The following is a 20,847-nucleotide window of genomic DNA, read 5'->3' as shown; positions in this document are numbered from 1 at the left end:
ATGGCGATGGCCGAGGTCAATGGCATCAAGCTGCACTACCAGCAGCTGGCATGCGAGCGCGAAGGCGATGAGGTCGAGGATGTGGTGCTGATCCACGGCCTCGCCGCCAACCTGGCCTTCTGGTACATGCAGGTCGGCCATGCGCTGGCCCGCAACTACCGGGTGACCATGTATGACCTGCGCGGCCACGGCCGTTCCAGCATGAGCGCAACGGGCTACACCCCGGCCGTACAGGCCGAGGACCTGCGCCTGCTGCTGGAGCACCTGGGCATCGAACGGGCGCACTTCATTGCCCACAGCTTCGGCGGGGTGATTGCGCTGAGCCTGGCCTGTGCCCATCCGCAGTGTATTTCCAGCCTGACCATCGCCGATACCCACATCGCGGCGATCCGCAATGTGGGCAGCGACTGGCGCTATGCCGAGCATATCCAGCGCATCCTCGACGATCACGGGATCGACCTGAATACCCGTGAGCCCTATTTCGGCTACCGCCTGCTCAAGGAGGCGGCCGCCCTGCAACTGAACCGGCAGGAATTGCCCGACGCCCTGCGCGAGCTGATCAACCCCTTGATGGGCAGCTCCGGCAAACGCACCGCCGACCAGTGGGTGAAACTGCTGGAAACCACCTCGGCCCAGCACGAGCTGATGGGCGATGACGGCCTGGCGGTAGAGCGCCTGCGTCAGCTTGATTTCCCGGTTCTGGCCATCTACGGCGAGCGTTCGCAGGCGGTGACCACCGGCGAGCTGCTGCTCAGCGTGTGGCCGGAGGCGGACTTTCGTCTGGTGCGTGGTGCCGGGCATTTCTTCCCGGCTTCGCGGCCGCAGAAGCTGATCCGTTCCTTCGAGTTCTTCCTGCGCCATGCCAGCCAGGCAAATGCACGCCGGCAGCGCTCGTGCGATGAACTGCAGCAGCCGTTCTTTCGCAGCGACCGCCTCTACAGCCAGGATGACAAATGGTTCTTCACCACCCGCGAGGGCACGGAGGAGGGGCCTTTCGCCCAGTTCGAGGAGGCCCTGGCCCATCTCGACTCCTTCATCTCGCAGATGGTCGCGCGTAAAGCGCGGGCCCGGTAACCCAGCATGTTCAGCAGTACCAGCAAAGTTCGTGTACCGGCCGGCCTGAGCCAGGACGATTTTCAGCTGATCGCCCGCAACGGCTTCGGCGACGGGGTCAATGCCTACGCCCATGCCATGGCCTGGTTCAACGACTACCTGTATATCGGCACCACCCGCGGCAACTTCCCGCTGATGAAGGCACGCCTGCCGATCAGCATGGACCCCTGGCCGGTGGAATGTCCGGCCAATCCCTTCGACCTCGACCTGCATGCCGAAATCTGGCGCTACGACCCGCGCAAGGATGAGTGGCGGCGGGTGTTCAAGGCGCCGACCATCATCGGCAGCGATGGCTCGAAGATCCCCCGCGAGCTGGGTTTTCGCGGCATGTGCGTGTATCCGGGCAGCAAGGGTCGGCCGCCTGGCCTGTTCGTCAGCACCTGGTCGCCGGCCAAGGGCCCCGGCCCGCTGCTGCTGCGTACGGAAGACGGGCTGAACTTCACGCCTACCTGCGAACCGGGCCTGATGGGCCTGCCGGTGACCACCATCCGTACCATGGTGGCCTTCAAGGGCCGTATGTACACCACGCCGGCCGGCTCGCGCGGCGGCAACCCCAACGTCTCCTCGCACTCCATCGTCTACGAGAGCGAGGCGCCGGAGGATGGCCAGTGGCAGGCGGTGAGCGACTTCGGCTTCGGCGACGATGGCAACAAGACCATCTTCGAGATGTGCGCGTTCAATGATCACCTGTATGTCGGCACCTTCAACCTCAAGGGCTTCCAGGTCTGGCGCAGCACCTGCGAGAGCAAGCCCTACCACTGGGAGCGAGTGATAGCCGACGGCGCCGACCGCGGCCCGCTGAACCAGTCGGTGCTGAGCATGTACGCGTTCAAGGGCGCGCTGTATGTCGGCAGCGCCATCCAGGGCGGCGGCATCGACCGGCAGAACGGGGTCGGCCCGGCCGCCCCGGAGCTGATCCGCATCCACCCGGACAACAGCTGGGACCTGCTGGTCGGCGATGCGCGGATGACCGCCGCCGGCTGGAAGGAGCCGCTGTCCGGCTACATGCCCGGCTTCGACAACTTCTTCAACGGCTACTTCTGGCGCATGGCCGAGCACGAGGGCTGGCTGTACCTGTCGACCTTCGACTGGAGCGGCCTGCTCGGCTACGCGCGGCGCGACAGCTGGCCGGCGCCGTTCCTCAACATGGTCAACAGCGTCGGCGAGGAATTCATCTTCAATCGCCAGTCGGGCTTCGACCTGTACCGCAGCCATGACGGCGAGAACTGGGTGCCGGTGACCACCGATGGCATGGGCAACCCTTACAACATTGGCATGCGCACCATCGTCTCCTCGCCCTACGGCCTGTTCCTCGGGGCCGCCAACCCGTTCGGCCCGAAAGTCTGGCCGCTCGGCGGCGACCGTTACATCGACAACCCGCGCGGCGGCTGCGAAGTGTTCTTCGCCCCGCGCAAAGCCATGACCTCCGCCGCGCCCAGCGCCGGGATCCGTGATCGGTCAAAAGGAAGCCCTGCGCTATGAATGGCACTATCTCGGCCAAGCAACAATCCGACCTCGGCGACGCCCGCAAGATCGCCACGCCGCAGCTGCTGCGCAAGGGCCTCTCGGTGTTCCTGCGCAACGGCAAGCACGAGCCGCTGTATGTGGTGCGCGACCCGTCCAGCGAGCTGCACTGGGAGTTCGAGACCCGCCAGTTCTTCATCCTGGAGATGCTCCAGGTCGACGAGGAATTCGTCGCCCTGGCCGCCAGCTACGAGCGGCGGTTTTCCGAGGTGCTCAGCCGCGCCGACCTGGAGAAGCTGCTGGTCAACCTGATCGACCAGCGCCTGCTCGGTCTGGCCGCGGCCTCCCATCCGCTGGTCGCACCCTATCGCGAGCGGTTGCAACAGGACCTGCAGCGCCTGCTCGAGGAGAAGGTCGCCAAGTTCCGCGGCAAGGCCGAAGCGCCGGGGGCCGGGCAAGCGGCCAAGGCGCCAGCCGCAGCCGCGGCACCGGCGGCCAGGAGCGGCGGCGCCTCCAATGATGGAGCCAAGGCGGGCGGCGATGGCGACAAGCTGCAGGCCGGCGTACGCGGCTTCGCCGGCATGGACGACACCCTGCAGATCCCGGTGCTGCATCTGTTCAATCCGCGGGCGCTGCTCAAGTCGATGCTGGACTGGGTCGAGCCGCTGAAGTACCTGGTCTTCGTCCTGCCGCTGCTGCTGGTGATGGCCCTGGGTATCGTCATCAGCAACTTCGACCTGTTGCAGAACGATGTGGCGAGCCGGCTCAGCGGGTTGGGGCCGATCGGCCAGATCCTGTTCAGCCTGTTCAGCGTCAACCTGCTGTGTACCCTGACCCTGGCCCTGACCGCACAGAAGTACCGTGGCACGGTCAACAGCCTGTCCGTGGCCTTCATGCTCGGCTTCCTGCCGCGCTTCATGCCGAAGATCAGCAACCTGATCGGCCTGACCCGCCGCGAGCGCCTGTGGCTGCATGCCGGCCCGGTACTGATGCGCGTGGCGCTGTTCAGCCTCGGCGCCTTCATCTGGTACCTGAGCCGCGCCTCCAGCGGTTCGCTGCCGGTGATCGGCCTGGCGCTGACCGTGGTCAGTGCCATGGCGCTGCTACTGACCCTCAACCCGCTGTCGAAAAGCAGCGGCTACCACCTGATCGCCGTGCTGCTGGACGAGCCGCAGCTGCGCGGCAAGGCGTTCAAGGCGCTGTTCGGGCGGATCAAGGGCAATGCCTACCGCGAAGCCAACGACACCGCGCTGATGGCCTACGGCCTGGCCTCGATCCTCTATTCGGTGCTGCTGTTCGTCGTCGCCCTGTTGATGATCGGCAGCTGGCTGAAGCTGAATTTCAGCGGCACCGGGGTGCTGGTCTGCGTGCTGCTGGTCGGCTACCTGAGCGTGCTGACCTACCGCAAGTTCAGCTCGGCCAACGAGATGTACGAGCGCGCCCTGCAGTACGAGCGCTGGAAACGCCGGCGCCTGCCGGAGGACGTGGAAAGCAAGATCAACCTCAAGCCGGCCAACAAGCTGGCGCGCTATACCCGTCGGGCGCTGCTGCTGTCGCTGCTGATCTGCCTGTTCCTGCCCTATCCCTACGAGCCGGGCGGCTCCTTCGTGATCCTGCCGGTGGAGCAGCAGCAGGTGGCCACCGATGTCGATGGCATCGTCAGCGAAGTGCTGTTCAACGGCGGCGAGGAGGTGCAGGCCGGGCAGTTGCTGGCCCGCCTGGCCACCGGCGACTATGAGAGCCAGGTGCGCATCGCCGAGGCGCGGATCGCCGAGGAACAGGCGATGGTTGCCGAACTCAAGGCGCGCCCGCGCGCCGAGGAAGTGGCGGTGGCCGAGCAGAGCCTGCAGATGGCGCGGACCCAGGCGCAGTTCAGCCGCTCCAACTACCAGCGGCATGCCACCCTGCTGGCCAGGGGCGGGGTGTCCGCGCAGCAGGCCGAGCAGGCGCAGCGTCAGTACGAGGTGGACCTGATGGCGATCCAGGTGTCCGCGGCCAACCTGGCCCTGGTCAAGACCGGCGCCAGCGCGGATAGCATTGCCGCCGCCGAGGCCCAGGTGCAGCGCTGGCGCAGCGAGCGCGACATGTACCTGGCGAAGATCGAGCGTTCGCAACTGCGTGCGCCGATGTCCGGCAAGCTGATCACCCTGTTGCTCAAACAGAAGACCGGCAAGTACCTGGGCCCGGGCGAGACCTTCGCGGTGATCGAGAAGGCCAACCAGGTGTTCGCCGAGATCGAGGTGCCGGAAACCGAGATCGGCTACGTGCAGGAGGGGGCCGTGCTCAAGGTCAAGCCGCTGGCCTATTCCGATCGTTACTTCGACGGCCGGGTGACGCAGATCGACGCCAACGTGATCGAGAACTCCAGTGGCAAGTACGTCAAGGTGCTCACCGTGATCGAGAACGCCCAGGGCGAACTGAAGTCCGGCATGACCGGCTACGCCAAGGTCGGCAGCGAGGAACTGCCGGTGTGGAAGGCCTTCACCCGGGCGATCTTCCGCTTCATCGACGTGGAACTGTGGTCGTGGATTCCCTGATGGGAAGCGTCAGCAGGTAGCTGGCGCGCCATGAAAAAACCGGCCAGTCGGCCGGTTTTTTCATGCCTGGCTCAGGCCGCCGGCGGCAGCAGTTCCTTCAGCGGCCTGCTGTCATCGGCCAGCTGCTCGGCGCCGAGGACGATGCCCTCGGCGATCAGGCGCTTGGCGGCCATGAAGTCCTGGGGGCGGTTGACCGTGTCTGCGGCGATGACCTTGCCGTCCTTCAGGTAGAAGGCCGAGAAGCTGTCGCTGTCCGGCGTGCCGCGCAGCACCAGCTGCTGGTACCCCTGGGACAGGCCGACCATCTTCAGTTTCAGCTCATACTGGTCGGACCAGAACCAGGGCACCGAGGCGTAGGCCTTGAGCGTACCGTTGATCGCCGCGGCGGCGCAGCGCGACTGCTCCAGGGCGTTGGGCACCGACTCCAGGCGCAGGCGGCGGCCGAGCAGGGCGTTGGGGTGGTTGGTGCAGTCGCCGGCGGCGTAGATGTCAGGGTCCGAGGTCTGCGCGTACTGGTCGACCAGGATGCCGTTGTCCACTTGCAGGTCCGCGGCTTCGGCCAGTTCGGTGTTGGCTATCAGGCCGATGCCGACCACCACCAGGTCGGCGGCGATGCGCGTGCCATCGCTGCACAGCACGGCGCTGACGGCCTGGCCGCTGGCATCCAGTTCCAGGTCGCTGACCTGCACGTTGGTGTGGATCTCCACCCCGGCTTCGCGGTGCTTGCGCTCGTAGTAGGCCGACAGTTCGCCGGCAGTGACCCGCTGCAGCACGCGAGGCATGGCTTCCAGTACCTGCACCTGCAGGCCCTGCTGCACGGCGCTGGCGGCCACTTCCAGGCCGATGTAGCCGCCGCCGACTATCACCAGGCGCTTGCCCGGGGCCAGCTGGCTGCGGATCCGCTCGACATCGTCTAGGGTGCGCAGGTAGTGGAAGTTGTTGCAGGCCTCGGCGGCCTTGGCCTGGGGCACGCTCAGCGGGCGCGGGCGGCCGCCGGTGGCGATGGCCAGCTTGTCATAGGCCAGGCTGCGGCCGTCGGCCAGGCGCACGGTCTTGCTGGCCCGGTCGATGGCCTCGACCCGCACGCCGCCGAGGATTTCCACCTTGGCCCGGTCGTAGGCGGCCTGCGGGCGGATGGCCAGGCTGCTCTTCTCCACGCTGCCGGCCAGGTAGGCCTTGGACAGCGGCGGGCGGTGGTAGGGCAGGTGCGCTTCCTCGCCGATCAGCAGGATGCGTCCGCTCCAGCCTTCGTTGCGCAGGCTGACGGCCAGTTCGCCGCCGGCGTGGCCGGCACCGATGATGATGGCGGTGGAGGATGCAGCGTCTGTCATGGAGAACCTCGGGCAGAAGGGAAGCGGATAGCCGCTAGTTTATGCAGCCGCGGCGCCGGCGTCCCTGCCGATCATGCCATTTTGCCGTCCGCGCCTGCCGCGTCGAGCGACGGTCACGGCTTTGTGCGACCATTCGCGGCCATGCACAGCGACTGGGCCGGATGGGAGGCAAGGGCGATGGGGGAGGAACGAACCGTGACCGAGGCAGCGGACAGGCCGGCCAGCGTGAGCCTGCTGCAGGCCCTGTGGTTCTGGCTCAAGCTCGGCTTCATCAGCTTCGGCGGGCCGGCCGGGCAGATCTCGATCATGCACCAGGAGCTGGTCGAGCGCCGCCGCTGGATTTCCGAGCGGCGTTTCCTGCATGCCCTCAACTACTGCATGTTGCTGCCCGGCCCGGAAGCCCAGCAACTGGCCACCTATATCGGCTGGCTGCTGCACCGCAGCTGGGGCGGGGTGATCGCCGGGGCGCTGTTCGTGCTGCCTTCGCTGTTCATCCTGATCGCCCTGTCCTGGCTGTACATCGCCTTCGGCGACGTGCCGCTGGTGGCGGGGATCTTCTACGGCATCAAGCCGGCGGTGACCGCCATCGTGGTACAGGCGGCCCACCGCATCGGTTCGCGGGCGCTGCAGAACAACTGGCTGTGGGGCATCGCCGCGGCGTCCTTCGTCGCCATCTTCGCCCTCAACCTGCCGTTCCCGCTGATCGTGCTGGGCGCCGCTGCGCTCGGCTTGCTCGGCGGGCGCCTGGTGCCGCAGCATTTCGCCGTGGGCGGCGGGCATGCCGCCGCGGCCTCGTCGTTCGGCCCGGCGCTGATCGATGACGACACGCCGGCGCCCGCCCATGTGCGCTTTCGCTGGTCGCGCCTGCTCGCCTTGCTGCTGCTCGGCGCGGCCCTGTGGCTGCTGCCGATGGGCCTGCTGACGGTCCTGTACGGCTGGGACGGCACCCTGACGCAGATGGCCTGGTTCTTCACCAAGGCCGCGCTGCTGACCTTCGGCGGCGCCTATGCGGTGCTGCCCTACGTCTACCAGGGCGCGGTCGGCCACTACGGCTGGCTGAGCGCGACGCAGATGATCGACGGCCTGGCCCTGGGCGAGACCACACCGGGGCCGCTGATCATGGTGGTGGCCTTCGTCGGTTTCGTCGGCGCCTACCTGCAGCCGGTGTTCGGCGCCGACTCGGCCTTCCTCAGCGGCGCCGTGGCGGCCAGCCTGGTGACCTGGTTCACCTTCCTGCCGTCTTTCCTGTTCATCCTGATCGGCGGGCCGCTGGTCGAGGCGACCCACAACGAGCTGCGCTTCACCGCGCCACTGACCGCCATCACCGCGGCGGTGGTCGGAGTGATCCTCAACCTGGCCCTGTTCTTCGCCTACCATGTGCTCTGGCCCGCGGGCTTCGCCGGTGCCTTCGACTGGCCCTCGGCGCTGCTCGCCGTGGCGGCGGGGGTGGCCTTGCTGGGGTTCAAGCGCGGGGTGATCGAGGTCCTGCTGGCCAGTGCCGCGCTCGGCCTGCTGGTGCACCTGATCCGTCAGTCGTATTGACCGGGGCGCCCCTTTCTTCTATTCAGGCAGTAGGGTTTTTGCTCAGGAGCGGGTAGCCACTGATGACAGTCAAGCGCAAGGCCGTGCCAGTATGGCGCCACCGGCTGCTCGAGCCGGGCGTGCTGCCATTGGCGCGGGGCTTTGTGGTGCTGGTCTGCCTGGCGCTGCTGGCCACCGATGCCTGGCTGATCTGGAAGGCCCGTGGCGTGCAGTTGCGCGAGGCGCAGGTGGAAACCTCCAACCTGACGGCGGCCCTGGCGCGGCAGGCCGCCGATACCCTGAAGAAGGCCGATACCGTGCTGCTCGACCTGGTCGAGCGCCTGCAGGTCGACGGCACCGCCGAACCCCAGCTGCAGCGCCTCAATGGCCTGATGCGCCAGCATGTCTACGAGCAGGCCGAACTGCATGGCCTGTTCGCCTACGACCGCGACGGCAACTGGCTGGTGACTTCCTTCGGCACGATTCCGCCCGGCGCTAACAATGCCGATCGCGAGTACTTCATCTTCCACCGCGAGCATCCGGACGACCATGATCCCCATGTCGGCCCGCCGATCCGCAGCCGCACCACCAACGAGTGGGTGATTCCGCTGTCCCGGCGCCTGGAGGATGCCCAGGGCAACTTTGCCGGGGTGGCCCTGGCGACCCTGTCCATCGGCTATCTCCAGCAGTTCTACGGCACCTTCGATATCCGCGACAGCGGCACCATCAGCCTGGCGCTGAACGACGGCACCGTGCTGGTGCGCAAGCCCTTCCTCGAGTCGACCATAGGTTCGAGCATCGCCAACGGCCCGGTCTTCAAGAGACTGTTGCCGCAGCGCCCGGTGGGCAGCTCGATGCATGCCTCGATACTCGATGGGGTCGAGCGCCTGTTCAGCTACCGGCAGATCCAGGGCTACCCGCTGGTGGTCATCGCCGGCCTGGCCAAGGAGGACATCCTGGCCGACTGGCGAGCCGACACCGCTCGCCAGCTCATGGTGATCGGCGTGCTGGTCAGCCTGATCTGGCTGCTCGGCTTCTACCTGATCCGCCTGATCAAGCGCGGGCAGAGGACCGAAGTCGAACTGCGTGCCACCCGCGATGCGCTGCGCGCCTTCAACCTGCGCCTGGAGAAACAGGCGCTGGAGGACGAACTGACCCATCTGGCCAACCGCCGGCGGCTGATGCGCGCCCTGGACGACGAGATCGCCCGCGCCGCGCGCTACCAGCGGCCGCTGGCGCTGGTGCTGTTCGATGTCGACTACTTCAAGCAGTACAACGATATCTACGGCCATTCGGCCGGCGACGAGTGCCTGCGCGCGGTGGCCAAGGCCATCCGCGGCGGGCAGAAGCGCCCGGCCGATCTGGCGGCGCGCTATGGCGGCGAGGAGTTCTGCCTGCTGCTGCCGGAAACCGACGCCCAGGGCGCCCTGCTGGTGGCCGAGCAGGTGCGCGCGACGGTCGAGGCGCAAGCCATCGTGCATGCCGGCTGCCCCTGGCTGCGCCTGAGCCTGAGCGCCGGGGTGCATGTGCTGCTGCCGCAGCCGGGGGATCGGCCGGAGCAGCTGGTGCAGCGTGCCGACCTGGCGCTTTATGCGGCCAAGGCCGCCGGGCGTGACCGGGTTCTGCTGTACGACCAGAACGTGGCCCAGGCGATCGGCTAGTAGAACGTTGCTCCTCCCCAGGGCGTCGAAACGGCCTGCTAGCCTGCGCTTGCCGCCTCCCCGGCCAGCGCCCACTCGGCCGCCTGCCGGGCATGCAGGCTGGTGGTGTCGAACAGGGGCACGCCGGCGTCCCCGGCGCCGACCAGCAGGCCGATCTCGGTGCAGCCGAGGATCACCGCCTGCGCGCCTTGGGCCACCAGGCTGGCGATGATGTGGCGATAGGTTTCCCGCGACTCTTCGCGGACCTGGCCCAGGCACAGTTCCTCGTAGATGATCCGGTGCACGTCCCGGCGCTGCGGCTCGTCCGGGATCAGCACGCGGATGCCGTGGCGCAGCTCCAGGCGCTCGCGGTAGAAGGCCTGCTCCATGGTGAAGCGGGTGCCGAGCAGGCCGACCGTGCTCAGCCCGGCGGCCTGGATCGCCGCGGCGGTGGGGTCGGCGATATGCAGCAGGGGAATGCCCACCGCCTGCTCGATGGCCGGCGCCACCTTGTGCATGGTGTTGGTACAGAGCACCAGCAGCTCGGCGCCGGCCCGTTCCAGGGCCTGCGCCGCAGCGGCCAGCAGGCGCCCGGCCTGGTCCCAGTCGCCGCTCTGCTGCAGGCGCTCGATCTCGTGGAAGTCGACGCTGAACAGCACCAGCTTGGCCGAATGCAGGCCGCCCAGGCGCGCCTTCACCGCCTCGTTGAGGTGACGGTAGTAGGGGATGGTCGACTCCCAGCTCATGCCGCCGATCAGGCCGATGGTTTTCATCCGGTGCTCCCAGTGTGTGCAGGTCGGGTCATGCTGCGCCAAGTCGCGCGGCGGCTGTAGTGACAGTCGCGGGGTGTTTGCCGCCCAGGCTGTACCGGGCTGCCAGTGAATGACGGATGGCCGGGCATTTGCCGCCGGACTGGGGAATAATGCGCGCCGTCGAGTTGTCAGCCGAGCCCGTCCATGTCCGCCACCGCCCCCAGCATTCGCCCGAGCATCCTGCACCTGCCGGCCGGCCCCTGGTCGACCGTGCTCGACTGCCTGTGCGGGCACTTCCCGGCGATCAGTCGCGACACCTGGCTCGACCGCATGGCCCGTGGCCGCGTGCTGGATGCCGACAGCCAGCCGATCGGCCCCGCGCATCCCTACCGCGAAGGCCTGCGCGTGCAGTACTACCGCGAAGTGCTGGCGGAGACGCGGATCCCCTTCGAGGAGGCCGTGCTGCATGTGGACGAACACCTGGTGGTGGCGGACAAGCCGCATTTCCTCTCGGTGATGCCGGCCGGCGAGTACGTCGAGGAAACCCTGCAGGCGCGCCTGACCCGGCGCCTGGGCAATCCGCACCTGGTGCCGCTGCACCGCATCGACCGGCACACCGCCGGGCTGGTGCTGTTCTCCGCCAACCCGCAGAGCCGTGGCGCCTATCAGGCGCTGTTCCGCGAGCGGCGCATCGACAAGCGCTACGAGGCCATCGCCGCGGCCCTGCCCGAACTGCAATTCCCCCTGCAGCGGGCCACCCGCCTGGTCGCCAGCGAGCCGTTCTTCCGCATGCAGGAAGGCGCGGGCGAGGCCAACACCGAAACCCGCATCGAGGTCGTCGAACGCAATGGCGAGCTGTGGCGCTACCGCCTGTTCCCGGTGACCGGCAAGAAGCACCAGCTGCGGGTGCACATGGCGGCGCTCGGGGCCGGCATCTGCAACGACACTTTCTACCCCGCGCTGCTCGATGCCCGAGATGCCGCGGACGACTACAGCCGCCCGCTCAAGCTGTTGGCCCAGGCCCTGCGTTTCATCGATCCGCTGAGTGGCGTCGAGCGCGCCTTCGAGAGTCGGCTGACGCTGGACTGGTGACTCAACCAGCGTTGCGCAGCCGCGCCAGATCGCGCAGCGGCGGGGCGCCGAACAGGCGGCTGTATTCGCGGCTGAACTGCGACGGGCTCTCGTAGCCGACCCGGTAGCCGGCCGCCGACACTTCGAGGTTTTCGCAGAGCATCAGCCGCCGCGCTTCCTGCAGGCGCAACTGCTTCTGGTATTGCAGCGGGCTCATGGCGGTGACCGCCTTGAAGCGGTGGTGCAGGGCCGAGGGGCTGAGGCTGGCGACCCGCGCCAGCTCCTCGATGCGCAGCGGTGCATTGAAGTTCTGATTGAGCCAGTCGATGGCGCGGGTCACCCGGTGAGTCTGGCTGTCGGCGTTGGCGATGTCGCGCAGCACCTGGCCCTGGGGGCTGCACAGCAGGCGGTAGAGGATTTCCCGCTGCACCAGCGGGGCGAGCATGGCGATGTCGCGCGGGCTGTCGAGCAGGCGCAACAGGCGCAGCACGGCGTCCAGCAGCGGCGCATCCAGGCGTTCGACGTACAGGCCGCGGCCCGTGCCGCGAGCGGGCACGCCGACCGGGCCGGCCTCGGCGATCAGCTTGCCGATCTCGCCGGGATCGATCTCCAGGCGCAGGCTCAGGTACGGCTGCTCCGGCGAGGCCAGGGTGACCTGGCCGGTGACCGGCAGGGTGACCGAGGCCACCAGATAATGCAGCGGGTCGTAGACGTAGCGCTCGTCCTCCAGGCTCACCACCTTCTGCCCCTGGGCCATGATGCACAGCGCCGGGCGGTACAGGGTGTGCACGATGGGCGAGGGCAGCGAGCCGCGCATCAGCGCCAGTGCACCGATCGCCGATTCGTTGATGCCTTCGGCGGGCGCGAAGCGGGCGACCCGCTCGACCAGTTCGTGCTGCAGGGCTTCGCTGTGGGCTTCTGGGCGGGTGGATGGCGGCATGGCCGGAGTCTCCTCGGGGCGTGTCGCGAGCTTACCCCGCGGCGTTCGGCAAATCTTGCGCGGCCGATCTTCTCGGCAGGATCAGGCAAGTATCCGGCAGTTTTGTGTCAGCTCCGGCCTGGCCTGCGCTACTGCGCGTAGCGCCGGTACAGGGCCTGGTACTTGCCGCTTTGCCGCATGCTCTGCAGCGCCGCCTGCCAGCGCGCCACCTCGCTCGCCGGGGTGCTTTTCGACAGGGCGATATAGCCCTGGTCCTGACCGAGGCTGACTGCGCTGGCCTGGATCTCGTCGCTGGCGACCGCGGCTTCGTGCAGCTTCTGCGCCAGGCCGGCGTCGGCCGAGGCCACCAGCTTTACCCGGCCGGCGGCCAGCATGCGGAAGCAGCCGGCGTAGGAGGTGTGGCGCTTGAGCTGGCGGAAGCCCAGCTTGGCCAGCAGTTCATCGTGGGAGCTGCCGTTGAGGATGCACACCGGCAGGTCGCGGGCGTCGGCCAGGCTGCGGATGCCGGTGGGCGTGCGGCGGCTTTCGTAGAGGTAGTCGGTTTCCTGCAGGGTCGGCCCGACCCAGTGCACCAGATCGAGGCGCTCAGGGGTGCGGCTGAGGTTGAACAGCACCACGTACGGCTGCTTTTCAACCAGCATCAGGCCGCGCGCCAGCGGCACCTCGCTGATCGGCGCGGGCTGGCCCAGCTCGGCCAGCAGGCTGTGCACCAGCTCCAGGTAGAAGGCGCGCTTGCCCGCATGCTCCTTGCCGTGCAGGTTGCCGTCGGCGACGTAGGCCTGTTCGCCCAGGCTGTGGGTGTAGACCTGCCAGTCCCGGGCCGTGGCGAAGCCAGCGGGCAACAGCAATAGCGCCGCTATCAGCATCTCCTTCACTGGTGTCCCTCTCGCCCTGTGCTCTGCGTCTTGTTGTGGTGGCGGGTCGCGGTCGTGCGCGGCTAGCTGCACGGCCCGCCACCCGCCCTCTATAGGCAAAATCATGGCCAATCTGGCCGACGATCATAACGGCATACGCGTGGCTTGGAAGCGCCCCGTGGCGAAGAAGTTGCCCGCCTCGGCGGCGCGGACGGTCTGCCCATGCCACTGCGCCATGTCCTCAGCCGTGCAGGATCGGGCAAGAAACCCGCAGTAATCGGTTAACCCCCAGGACGTCCCGGGGCGCAGGCTTCAGCCTGGCGCCGCGACCCGCTGCGCGGCGGTATTGATCGGCCTGTGCGACCACGCGTGGTCGCACAGGCTCAGGGAGTAGCGAAGATGAATGAGGCGATTTTCAGCCTGGCGCAGGTCCGCGCCAGTTTCGGCCGCAGCGAGGAGCTGGGCCGGCACCTGGCGTTGCTGGTGCGCCGCGCCCGGCGTGACGACGGTTGCCTGGGCTACGGCTTGCAGCAGGACGCCGGCCAGGCCGATCTGTGGCACCTGCGCGGGCACTGGGCCAGCTCGGCGGCGCTGCAGGCGCACCTGCAGCAGCCCCATGTGCAGCTGCTGGCGCAGCTGGTGGCACGCGGCCTGATCCGCCAGATGGACCTGGCGACCGAGCCCGGCACCTGCGCGGCTTAGCCGCAGCTGACCTGGAGGATCACACCGGCATCGTCGATGTCGATGTTCAGGCGCTGCGGGTTGTAGTCCATGGTCACCGGCTGGTTCGGCCGGGTGATGCGCAGGAAACGGGCATCGGCCTGGTCGCGGGCCTCGGTGGCCAGCTGGTTGTCGAGGGTCTTGCCGATCAGCTCGTGGATCGGGTCGGCATCGCAGCGGCTGTCGAAGTCGGCGCTGGGCTCGCTGTTCGCGGTCACCTTGGTTGCGGCAGCTTCCGGGGCCTTTTCCGGGTTGCTGCCGCAGGCGGCGAGCAGGGCCAGGCCGAGGCCGAAGAGGGCGGTACGGGCAAGGGTGCCGGTCATGATGTCGTCCTTGTGGTAATCGGGCGCAGAGTGAAACGGGCGGCCATGTGCCGCCCTGACAAGATCGCCATCATAACAATTGCTGCGCGGTCTTGGCCGCTGATCCTGGCTTCTTCGTGGGGCGTAGGGCGGGTGAACCCGCCCTACGCCAACGGCTCACAGCACCCGGTACACCTGGCCGGTCTGCCGGCCCTCGGCGCTCTTGGCGTAGGCCAGGGCCACGGTTGCCGCCGGCACCGGCTTGAAACCGCGGAAATACGCGCCGTAGGCCGGCAGCGACTCTTCCAGGATGGTCGGGCTCACGCTGTTGATGCGCAGGCCGCGCGGTAGCTCGATGGCGGCGGCGCGGACGAAGCCGTCGAGGGCGGCGTTGACCGTGCTCACCGCGGCGCCGTAGCGGATCGGGTCTTCGCTGAGCACCCCGGAGGTGAGGGTGAAGGAGGCGCCGTCGTTGGCGAACTCGCGGCCGAGCAGCACCAGGTTGATCTGGCCCATCAGCTTGTCGTCGAGGCCGACGGCGAATTCCTTGGCCGTCAGTTCCTCCAGTGCGCCGAAGTGGGCGTTGCCGGCGGCGCTGATCAGCGCGTCGAACGGGCCGGTCTGTTCGAACAGGCGGCTGATCGAGGCAGGGTCGCGGATGTCTACCTGCAACTCGCCGCTGTTGCGGCCGACCCGGATGATCTGGTGACGCTCTTGCAGCTCGCTGGCGATGGCCCGGCCGATAGTGCCGCTGGCGCCGATCAGGATGATTTTCATGGAGTGACTCCCGATTGCTGTGGATGACGGAGCCAGTGTAGGGAAAGTGCTGTTGCCAATAATCAGGGCAATGTGAAACCTTTGGTTCTCATGTGGAAACAATGAGCGCCGTGCCATGAGCGAACTGCAAGACCTGGCCGCCTTCGCCCTGCTGGTCGAGGCCGGCAGTTTCACCGCCGCCGCCGAGCGCCTGGGCTGCAGCAAGGGGCAGTTGTCCAAACGCATCAGCCAGCTCGAACGCAGCCTCGGCTGCGTGTTATTGCATCGCACCACCCGCCGTCTGTACCTGACCGCCGCCGGCGCCGCGCTGCTGCCCGAGGCCCAGGCGCTGCAGGTCCAGGCCCAGCGCGCACGCCAGGTGGTGCAGAGCCTGCAGGATGAGGTGGCCGGCACCGTGCGCCTGACCGTGCCGGTGTCGCTGGGTGAGACCTTCTTCGATGCGCTGCTGCTCGACTTCGTCCACCAGTACCCCAAGGTGCGCGTCGAGCTGGACCTGTCCAACAGCTACCGTGACCTGGTCGCCGACGGCTTCGACCTGGGCATCCGCTCCGGTCAGCAGCTGGACGAGCGGCTGGTGGCCAGGCCGCTGTTTGCCCTGCAGGAAATCACCTGCGCCGCGCCGGCCTATCTGCAGCAGCACGGCACGCCGCAGCAGCCGGCCGAGCTGGCCAGCCGGCAGTGCCTGCTGAACACCCACTACAGCGGTTTCGAGGAGTGGCTGTACCACCGCCAGCACCAGCTGGAGCGCGTGCGGGTCTCCGGCAATCTGGCCAGCAACCACTACAGCCTGCTGAAAAAGGCCGCGCTGAGCGGCGCCGGCATCGCCCGCCTGCCGTCATACATGATCCAGGACGAACTGGCCGACGGTCGCCTGCGCTGGTTGCTGCGCGACTACCAGACCCGCAGCACCCCGGTGTTTCTCGTGCATCCCTGGCAGGGCAGCCTGCCGCGGCGCACCCAGGCGCTGGTGGATTACCTGCTGGGCTGGTTCGAACGCAGCCGCCAGGTGCTCGATGGCCTGACTCGACCGGACTGATCGATGGGCGCGGCTGATATGACAGTCCGGCTTGCCAGTCCAGTCCCTCCTTGCCAGCCTATGGAAGCGCCCGGCTTATCCGCCGGTTCCGGCCGGGGAGGGTAAACCGCCATGCAAGGGAGGCACTGCTGCCGATGCTGATCGTCGAGAACCTGCACAAGTCGTTCGCCACCGCCCAGGGCAACCTGGCGGTGCTGCGTGGGGTCGATCTGCAGTTGCCTGGCGCCAGCAGCCTGGCGCTGATGGGTGAGTCCGGCAGCGGCAAGAGCACCCTGCTGCACCTGGTCGCCGGCCTGGAGCGGCCCGACAGCGGGCGCATCCTGGTCGACGGCGTGCCGCTGGACGGGCGCCGCGAGGTCGAGCTGGCGCGCTGGCGCCGCGAAGGCATCGGCCTGGTGTTCCAGCAATACAACCTGATCAGCAGCCTCGACGTGGCGGCCAACCTGGCCTTCCAGGCGCGCCTGGCCGGCCGCCATGATCCGGCTTGGGTCGCCTACCTGGCCGAGCGCCTGGGCCTGAGCCCACTGCTGCAGCGCTACCCGGAACAGCTCTCCGGCGGCCAGCAGCAGCGCGTGGCCATCGGCCGCGCCCTGGCCTCCCGCCCGTCGCTGGTGCTGGCCGACGAACCCACCGGCAGCCTGGACGAGGCGAGCAGCGAGGCGGTGCTCGACCTGCTCCTGCAGCTGGTCGGCGAGGCCGGCAGCAGCCTGCTGATGGTCACCCACAGCGCCCGTCTGGCCGCGCGCCTGGAGCACAGCCTGTACCTGCACCTGGGCCGGGTCGCGGCTCAGGAGGCCTGATGGGCATGCTGCGCATCAGCCTGCAGGCGCTGCTCAGCCACTGGCGCCGCCATCCGCTGCAGTTCTTCAGCATTCTCACCGGCCTGTGGCTGGCCACCGCCTTGTGGACCGGCGTGCAGGCGCTGAACAGCCAGGCGCGCGCCGACTATGCCCGCGCCAGTGCCGTGCTGGCCGGCCCGGCGCAGGCGCAGCTGGTGGCGCGCCAGGGCCCGCGCTTCGCCCAGGCCGCCTACGTGCAGCTGCGCCGCAGCGGCTGGCCGGTGTCGCCGGTGCTGGAAGGGCGCCTGCGTTTCGCTGGCGAGGAGCCGCTGAGCGTGCAGCTGCTCGGCATCGAGCCGCTGAGCCTGCCGCACGGCAGCGCGGTGGCCGGGCGCCCCGGCGCCGGCCTGGATATCGCCAGTTTCCTCGGCAGCCCGGGCCAGGCCTGGATTGCCGCCGACACCCTGCAGCGCCTCGGCCTGCAGGTGGGCGAACAGGCGCTCACGGTGGATGGCCAGCGCCTGCCGCCCTTGCAGGTGCAGGAGCAGCTGGCGCCGGGGGTGATCGTCGTCGATATCGGCCAGGCCCAGCGCCTGCTGCAGGCGCCGGGGCAGCTGTCGCGCCTGCTGCTGCCGGCGGATTTCGCCACCCGCGCACTGCCGGACGATCTGCAGGCCGTGCTCCAGCTGCAGCCGGCCGCCGATGGCGACGACCTGCAGCGCCTCACCGAGAGCTTTCACCTCAACCTCACGGCCCTCGGCCTGTTGGCCTTCATCGTCGGCCTGTTCATCGTGCATGCCGCCATTGGCCTGGCCCTGGAGCAGCGCCGTGGCCTGCTGCGCACCCTGCGCGCCTGCGGCGTCAGCCTGGGCGGGCTGCTCGGCGCGCTGGCCATCGAGCTGGGCCTGTTCGCCCTGCTCAGCGGCCTGGCCGGGGTGGCCAGCGGCTATCTGCTGGCCAGCCTGTTGCTGGCCGATGTCGCCGCCAGCCTGCGCGGCCTGTATGGCGCCGAAGTGGCCGGCCAGCTGAGCCTGGCACCGCAGTGGTGGCTGGCCGGGTTGGCCATCAGCCTGCTCGGCGCCTTGCTCGCCGGTGCCAGCAGCCTGCTGCGTGCGGCCAAGCTGCCGTTGCTGGCGCTGGCCCAGCCGCAGGCCTGGCGCCTGGCTCAGGGCCTGTGGCTGCGGCGCCAGGCGCTGCTGGCGGCCGGGTTGCTGGTGCTGGCGCTGGCCTGCTGGCGTTTCGGCGACAGCCTGCTCACGGCCTTCGCCCTGCTGGCGGCCTTGCTGCTGGCCGCGGCGCTGCTGCTGCCGGCCCTGCTGGATGGCGCCCTGGCGCTGCTCGCCCGGCACTGTCGCGGGCCGCTGAGCGAATGGTTCGTCGCCGACAGTCGCCAGCAGCTGCCGGCCCTGGCCCTGGCGCTGATGGCCCTGCTGCTGGCCCTGGCCGCCAGCGTCGGGGTGGGCAGCATGACCGAGGGCTTTCGCCAGACCTTTACCGGCTGGCTCGACCAGCGCCTGTCTGCCGAGCTGTACCTGGCCCCGCGCGACACCGAGCAGGCCGAGCAGATCAGCGCCTGGCTCGCCGCGCAGCCCGGCATCACGGCGATCCTGCCGAGCTGGCGGGTCGAGCTGCGCCTGCAGGGCTGGCCGGCGCAGCTGCAGGGCATCGTCGATCACCCCAGCTACCGCCAACACTGGCCGTTGCTGGAGCAGCAGGCCGACGCCTGGACGCAGCTGGCGGCGGGGCAGGGCGTGCTGCTCAGCGAACAGCTGGCGCGCCGGCTCAAGCTGCGCCTGGGCGATGCGCTGGTGCTGCCGGCGGCGGACGGCGAACAGCGCCTGCCGGTGCTCGGCCTGTACGCCGACTATGGCAACCCCAAGGGCCATCTGCTGCTGAACGCCGCCTGGCTGCGCCGGCACTGGCCGGATGCCAGCCTGAGCAACCTCAGCCTGCGCCTGCCGGCCGCGCGAGTCGCGCCGCTCAAGGCCGAACTGGAGCAGCGCTACGCGCTGGATGGCAGCCGGCTGATCGACCAGGCCTCGCTCAAGCGCTGGTCGACCCGGGTGTTCGAGCGCACCTTCGCCGCCACCGCCGCGCTCAACAGCCTGACCCTCGGCGTGGCCGGCGTGGCGCTGTTCATCAGCCTGCTGACCCTCGGCCAGAGCCGCCTGAGCCAGCTGGCGCCGCTCTGGGCCCTGGGCCTGGGGCGGGCGCGCCTGGCCTGGCTGAGCCTGGGGCAGACGCTGTTGCTGGCCAGCCTCACCGTGCTGCTGGCCATGCCCCTGGGTCTGCTGCTGGCCTGGTGCCTGGTGGCGGTGGTCAACGTGCAGGCCTTCGGCTGGCGCCTGCCGCTGCATGTGTTCCCCGCCCAGTTGCTGCAGCTGGGCCTGCTCGGCCTGTTCACCAGCCTGCTGGCCGCCGCCGGGCCGCTGTGGCAACTGGCGCGCCGCCAGCCGGCCGACCTGTTGAGGCAGTTCGCCGATGAACGCTAGAAGTCTGTTGTGGCTGGCCGCTGTGCTGCTCGCCGGCTGTGACGACGCGCCCGCGCCAAGCGCTGGTTTCGCTGGCCTGGGCCAGGATGTCGTCGGTTTCAGTGCGGTCGAATCGGGCCGGGCGCTGCAGTTCCCGGCCGATCACGGCGCCCATCATGGCTATCGCATCGAATGGTGGTACGTCACCGCCAACCTCACCGACGAGCAGGGTCGCGACTGGGGCGTGCAGTGGACGCTGTTTCGCTCGGCTTTGCGCCCCGGCGCCGAGCAGGTCGGTTGGGACAGCCCGAATCTGTGGCTGGGCCATGCCGGCCTGAGCGGGCCGTTCGGCCACCAGTTCGCCGAGCGCCTGGGCCGTGGCGGTATCGGCCAGGCCGGGGTGGCGGCGCAACCGTTCCGCGCCTGGATCGACGATTGGTCGCTGCACAGCACCGGCAGCGAGGGCCTGCAGCAGCTGCAGATGCAGGCCGCCGGCGCGGATTTTCGCTACGACCTGCAGCTGCGCGCCGACGGCCCGCTGGTGCTGCACGGCGCGCAGGGCTACAGCGAGAAATCCGGCCAGGGCCAGGCCTCCTATTACTACAGCCAGCCGTTCTACCGGGTCAGCGGCGAGATCGAGCGGGGCGGCCAGCGCCATCGGGTCAGCGGCCAGGCCTGGCTCGACCGCGAATGGAGCAGCCAGCCGCTGGCCGCCGAGCAGCAGGGCTGGGACTGGTTCTCCCTGCACCTGGACGGCGGCGCCAAGCTGATGCTGTTCCAGGTGCGCCAGACTGAGGGTCAGCCCTATCGCGCCGGCACCTGGATCGGCGCCGATGGCCGCAGCCAAGCGCTGCGCGGCGAGCAGATCCGGCTCAGCCCGCTGGCCAGTACCGAGCTGGACAACGGCCGGCGGGTGCCGACCCGCTGGCGGGTGCAGGTGGCGGCCCAGGGCGTGGATGTCGAGGTCGAGGCGCTGCAGCCCCAGGCCTGGATGGGCACCAGCTTCCCCTACTGGGAAGGCCCGGTGCGCCTGCGCGGCAGCGTCGGCGGGCGCGGCTATCTGGAAATGACCGGCTACTGAGCTGGCCTCGGGGCGGACTATTCAATTCATCGATACTGGCCATCAAGACGTTCGAATTATCGAAGCACGGCGCGCTCTTTAAGATGCCCCCACCGATTCCAGCCGTGGGAAACCCTTATGCCGATTGCCTTGTTTGCCAGCCTGACTGCCCACCCCGCGCACCGCGCCGCCCTCGAGCAGGCGCTGCGCCAGATGGTCGAGGCCAGCCGCCGCGAGCCCGGCAACCTGCGCTACGACCTGTTCGTGCGTGACGATGACGCGGCGACCTTTGACCTGTTCGAACTCTATGCCGACGAAGCGGCGGTGGCCGCCCACCGTGCCAGCGCCCACTACCAGGCCTTCCGCGACCTGATCGGCGACTGGCTGGCCGCGCCGGTGGACGTGCGCAGCGCCGCTGCCCTCGACCTGGCTCCTTTAAATTCCTGAGGCGCTTCGCGCCGCCTGATTCACTTTCGTGA

General features: G+C 68.7%; 18 protein-coding genes. 12 read left to right on the top strand and 6 right to left on the bottom strand.

The window, feature by feature from the left end; all coding sequences use genetic code 11:
• From F3I62_RS04835 to F3I62_RS04825, 3 genes are read left to right on the top strand one after another with little or no spacing between them, the layout of a single operon-like run.
• Entirely contained in the window at positions 1–1,074 is a 1,074-nt protein-coding gene (locus F3I62_RS04835; protein WP_160488560.1) for an alpha/beta fold hydrolase, read from the top strand.
• 6 nt (positions 1,075–1,080) lie between these two features.
• Positions 1,081–2,595, top strand: a complete 1,515-nt coding sequence (locus F3I62_RS04830) for a hypothetical protein (RefSeq protein WP_160488559.1) — start codon at positions 1,081–1,083, stop codon at positions 2,593–2,595.
• Positions 2,592–5,114 carry an HlyD family secretion protein gene (locus tag F3I62_RS04825; protein WP_160488558.1) on the top strand — a complete coding sequence of 841 codons (2,523 nt, stop codon included), beginning with the start codon at positions 2,592–2,594 and terminating at the stop codon, positions 5,112–5,114. The genes F3I62_RS04830 and F3I62_RS04825 overlap by 4 nt, the downstream gene beginning before the upstream one ends.
• 71 nt (positions 5,115–5,185) lie before the next feature.
• On the opposite strand, the gene F3I62_RS04820 is transcribed toward F3I62_RS04825, so the two are convergent.
• Positions 5,186–6,445, bottom strand: coding sequence for an NAD(P)/FAD-dependent oxidoreductase (locus tag F3I62_RS04820; RefSeq protein WP_160488557.1), 1,260 nt, complete (start codon positions 6,443–6,445; stop codon positions 5,186–5,188).
• A 177-nt stretch (positions 6,446–6,622) separates the two neighbouring features.
• Between F3I62_RS04820 and chrA the strand changes: the two genes are divergently transcribed.
• Together chrA and F3I62_RS04810 are read left to right on the top strand one after the other, a co-directional pair.
• Positions 6,623–7,987, top strand: a complete 1,365-nt coding sequence (gene chrA, locus F3I62_RS04815) for a chromate efflux transporter (RefSeq protein WP_160488556.1) — start codon at positions 6,623–6,625, stop codon at positions 7,985–7,987.
• 62 nt (positions 7,988–8,049) lie between these two features.
• Positions 8,050–9,627: a sensor domain-containing diguanylate cyclase gene (locus F3I62_RS04810; protein WP_160488555.1), complete on the top strand. Its 1,578-nt coding sequence runs from the start codon at positions 8,050–8,052 to the stop codon at positions 9,625–9,627.
• Positions 9,628–9,665: 38 nt separating this feature from the next.
• Here the strand turns inward: F3I62_RS04810 and F3I62_RS04805 are convergent, their stop codons facing one another.
• Entirely contained in the window at positions 9,666–10,379 is a 714-nt protein-coding gene (locus F3I62_RS04805; RefSeq protein WP_160488554.1) for an aspartate/glutamate racemase family protein, read from the bottom strand.
• A gap of 183 nt (positions 10,380–10,562) precedes the next feature.
• Here F3I62_RS04805 and F3I62_RS04800 point away from each other — a divergent pair, with 183 nt between their 5' ends.
• The gene (locus tag F3I62_RS04800; protein WP_160488553.1) at positions 10,563–11,450 is read left to right on the top strand and encodes an RluA family pseudouridine synthase; all 888 of its coding nucleotides are present in this window, start codon (positions 10,563–10,565) and stop codon (positions 11,448–11,450) included.
• 1 nt (position 11,451) lies between these two features.
• Here the strand turns inward: F3I62_RS04800 and F3I62_RS04795 are convergent, their stop codons facing one another.
• Positions 11,452–12,369, bottom strand: a complete 918-nt coding sequence (locus F3I62_RS04795; protein ID WP_160488552.1) for an AraC family transcriptional regulator — start codon at positions 12,367–12,369, stop codon at positions 11,452–11,454.
• A gap of 128 nt (positions 12,370–12,497) precedes the next feature.
• Positions 12,498–13,235: an ABC transporter substrate-binding protein gene (locus F3I62_RS04790; protein ID WP_160488551.1), complete on the bottom strand. Its 738-nt coding sequence runs from the start codon at positions 13,233–13,235 to the stop codon at positions 12,498–12,500.
• A gap of 387 nt (positions 13,236–13,622) precedes the next feature.
• On the opposite strand from F3I62_RS04790, the gene F3I62_RS04785 reads away from it, so the two are divergent.
• A complete protein-coding gene (locus F3I62_RS04785) occupies positions 13,623–13,925 on the top strand; it encodes a putative quinol monooxygenase (RefSeq protein WP_160488550.1) in 303 nt (100 codons plus the stop codon).
• Here F3I62_RS04785 and F3I62_RS04780 read toward each other — a convergent pair.
• Positions 13,922–14,266: an I78 family peptidase inhibitor gene (locus tag F3I62_RS04780; RefSeq protein ID WP_160488549.1), complete on the bottom strand. Its 345-nt coding sequence runs from the start codon at positions 14,264–14,266 to the stop codon at positions 13,922–13,924. The two genes, F3I62_RS04785 and F3I62_RS04780, sit on opposite strands and share 4 nt — an antisense overlap.
• Before the next feature lie 156 nt (positions 14,267–14,422).
• Positions 14,423–15,022 carry a short chain dehydrogenase gene (locus tag F3I62_RS04775; RefSeq protein WP_160488548.1) on the bottom strand — a complete coding sequence of 200 codons (600 nt, stop codon included), beginning with the start codon at positions 15,020–15,022 and terminating at the stop codon, positions 14,423–14,425.
• A gap of 115 nt (positions 15,023–15,137) precedes the next feature.
• Here F3I62_RS04775 and F3I62_RS04770 point away from each other — a divergent pair, with 115 nt between their 5' ends.
• The 5 genes from F3I62_RS04770 (at position 15,138) to F3I62_RS04750 (ending at position 20,815) form a co-directional block, all read left to right on the top strand.
• The gene (locus F3I62_RS04770) at positions 15,138–16,058 is read left to right on the top strand and encodes a LysR family transcriptional regulator (RefSeq protein WP_160488547.1); all 921 of its coding nucleotides are present in this window, start codon (positions 15,138–15,140) and stop codon (positions 16,056–16,058) included.
• 134 nt (positions 16,059–16,192) lie between these two features.
• The gene (locus F3I62_RS04765; RefSeq protein WP_160488546.1) at positions 16,193–16,858 is read left to right on the top strand and encodes an ABC transporter ATP-binding protein; all 666 of its coding nucleotides are present in this window, start codon (positions 16,193–16,195) and stop codon (positions 16,856–16,858) included.
• Positions 16,858–19,329 (top strand): FtsX-like permease family protein, encoded by a 2,472-nt coding sequence (locus F3I62_RS04760; protein WP_160488545.1) that lies wholly within the window; start codon positions 16,858–16,860, stop codon positions 19,327–19,329. Before F3I62_RS04765 ends, F3I62_RS04760 begins: the two co-directional genes overlap by 1 nt.
• On the top strand, positions 19,319–20,389 hold the full coding sequence (locus tag F3I62_RS04755; RefSeq protein WP_160488544.1) for a lipocalin-like domain-containing protein: 1,071 nt from the start codon (positions 19,319–19,321) through the stop codon (positions 20,387–20,389). Before F3I62_RS04760 ends, F3I62_RS04755 begins: the two co-directional genes overlap by 11 nt.
• A 117-nt stretch (positions 20,390–20,506) precedes the next feature.
• The gene (locus F3I62_RS04750) at positions 20,507–20,815 is read left to right on the top strand and encodes a putative quinol monooxygenase (protein WP_160488543.1); all 309 of its coding nucleotides are present in this window, start codon (positions 20,507–20,509) and stop codon (positions 20,813–20,815) included.
• The last annotated feature ends 32 nt before the right edge of the window (positions 20,816–20,847 follow it).

This window comes from Pseudomonas sp. R-28-1W-6 (genome assembly GCF_009799925.1).
GTDB lineage: Bacteria > Pseudomonadota > Gammaproteobacteria > Pseudomonadales > Pseudomonadaceae > Aquipseudomonas.
The sequence above is the reverse complement of the archived record's forward strand: the minus strand, read 5'-3'. Positions and strand labels throughout refer to the sequence as shown.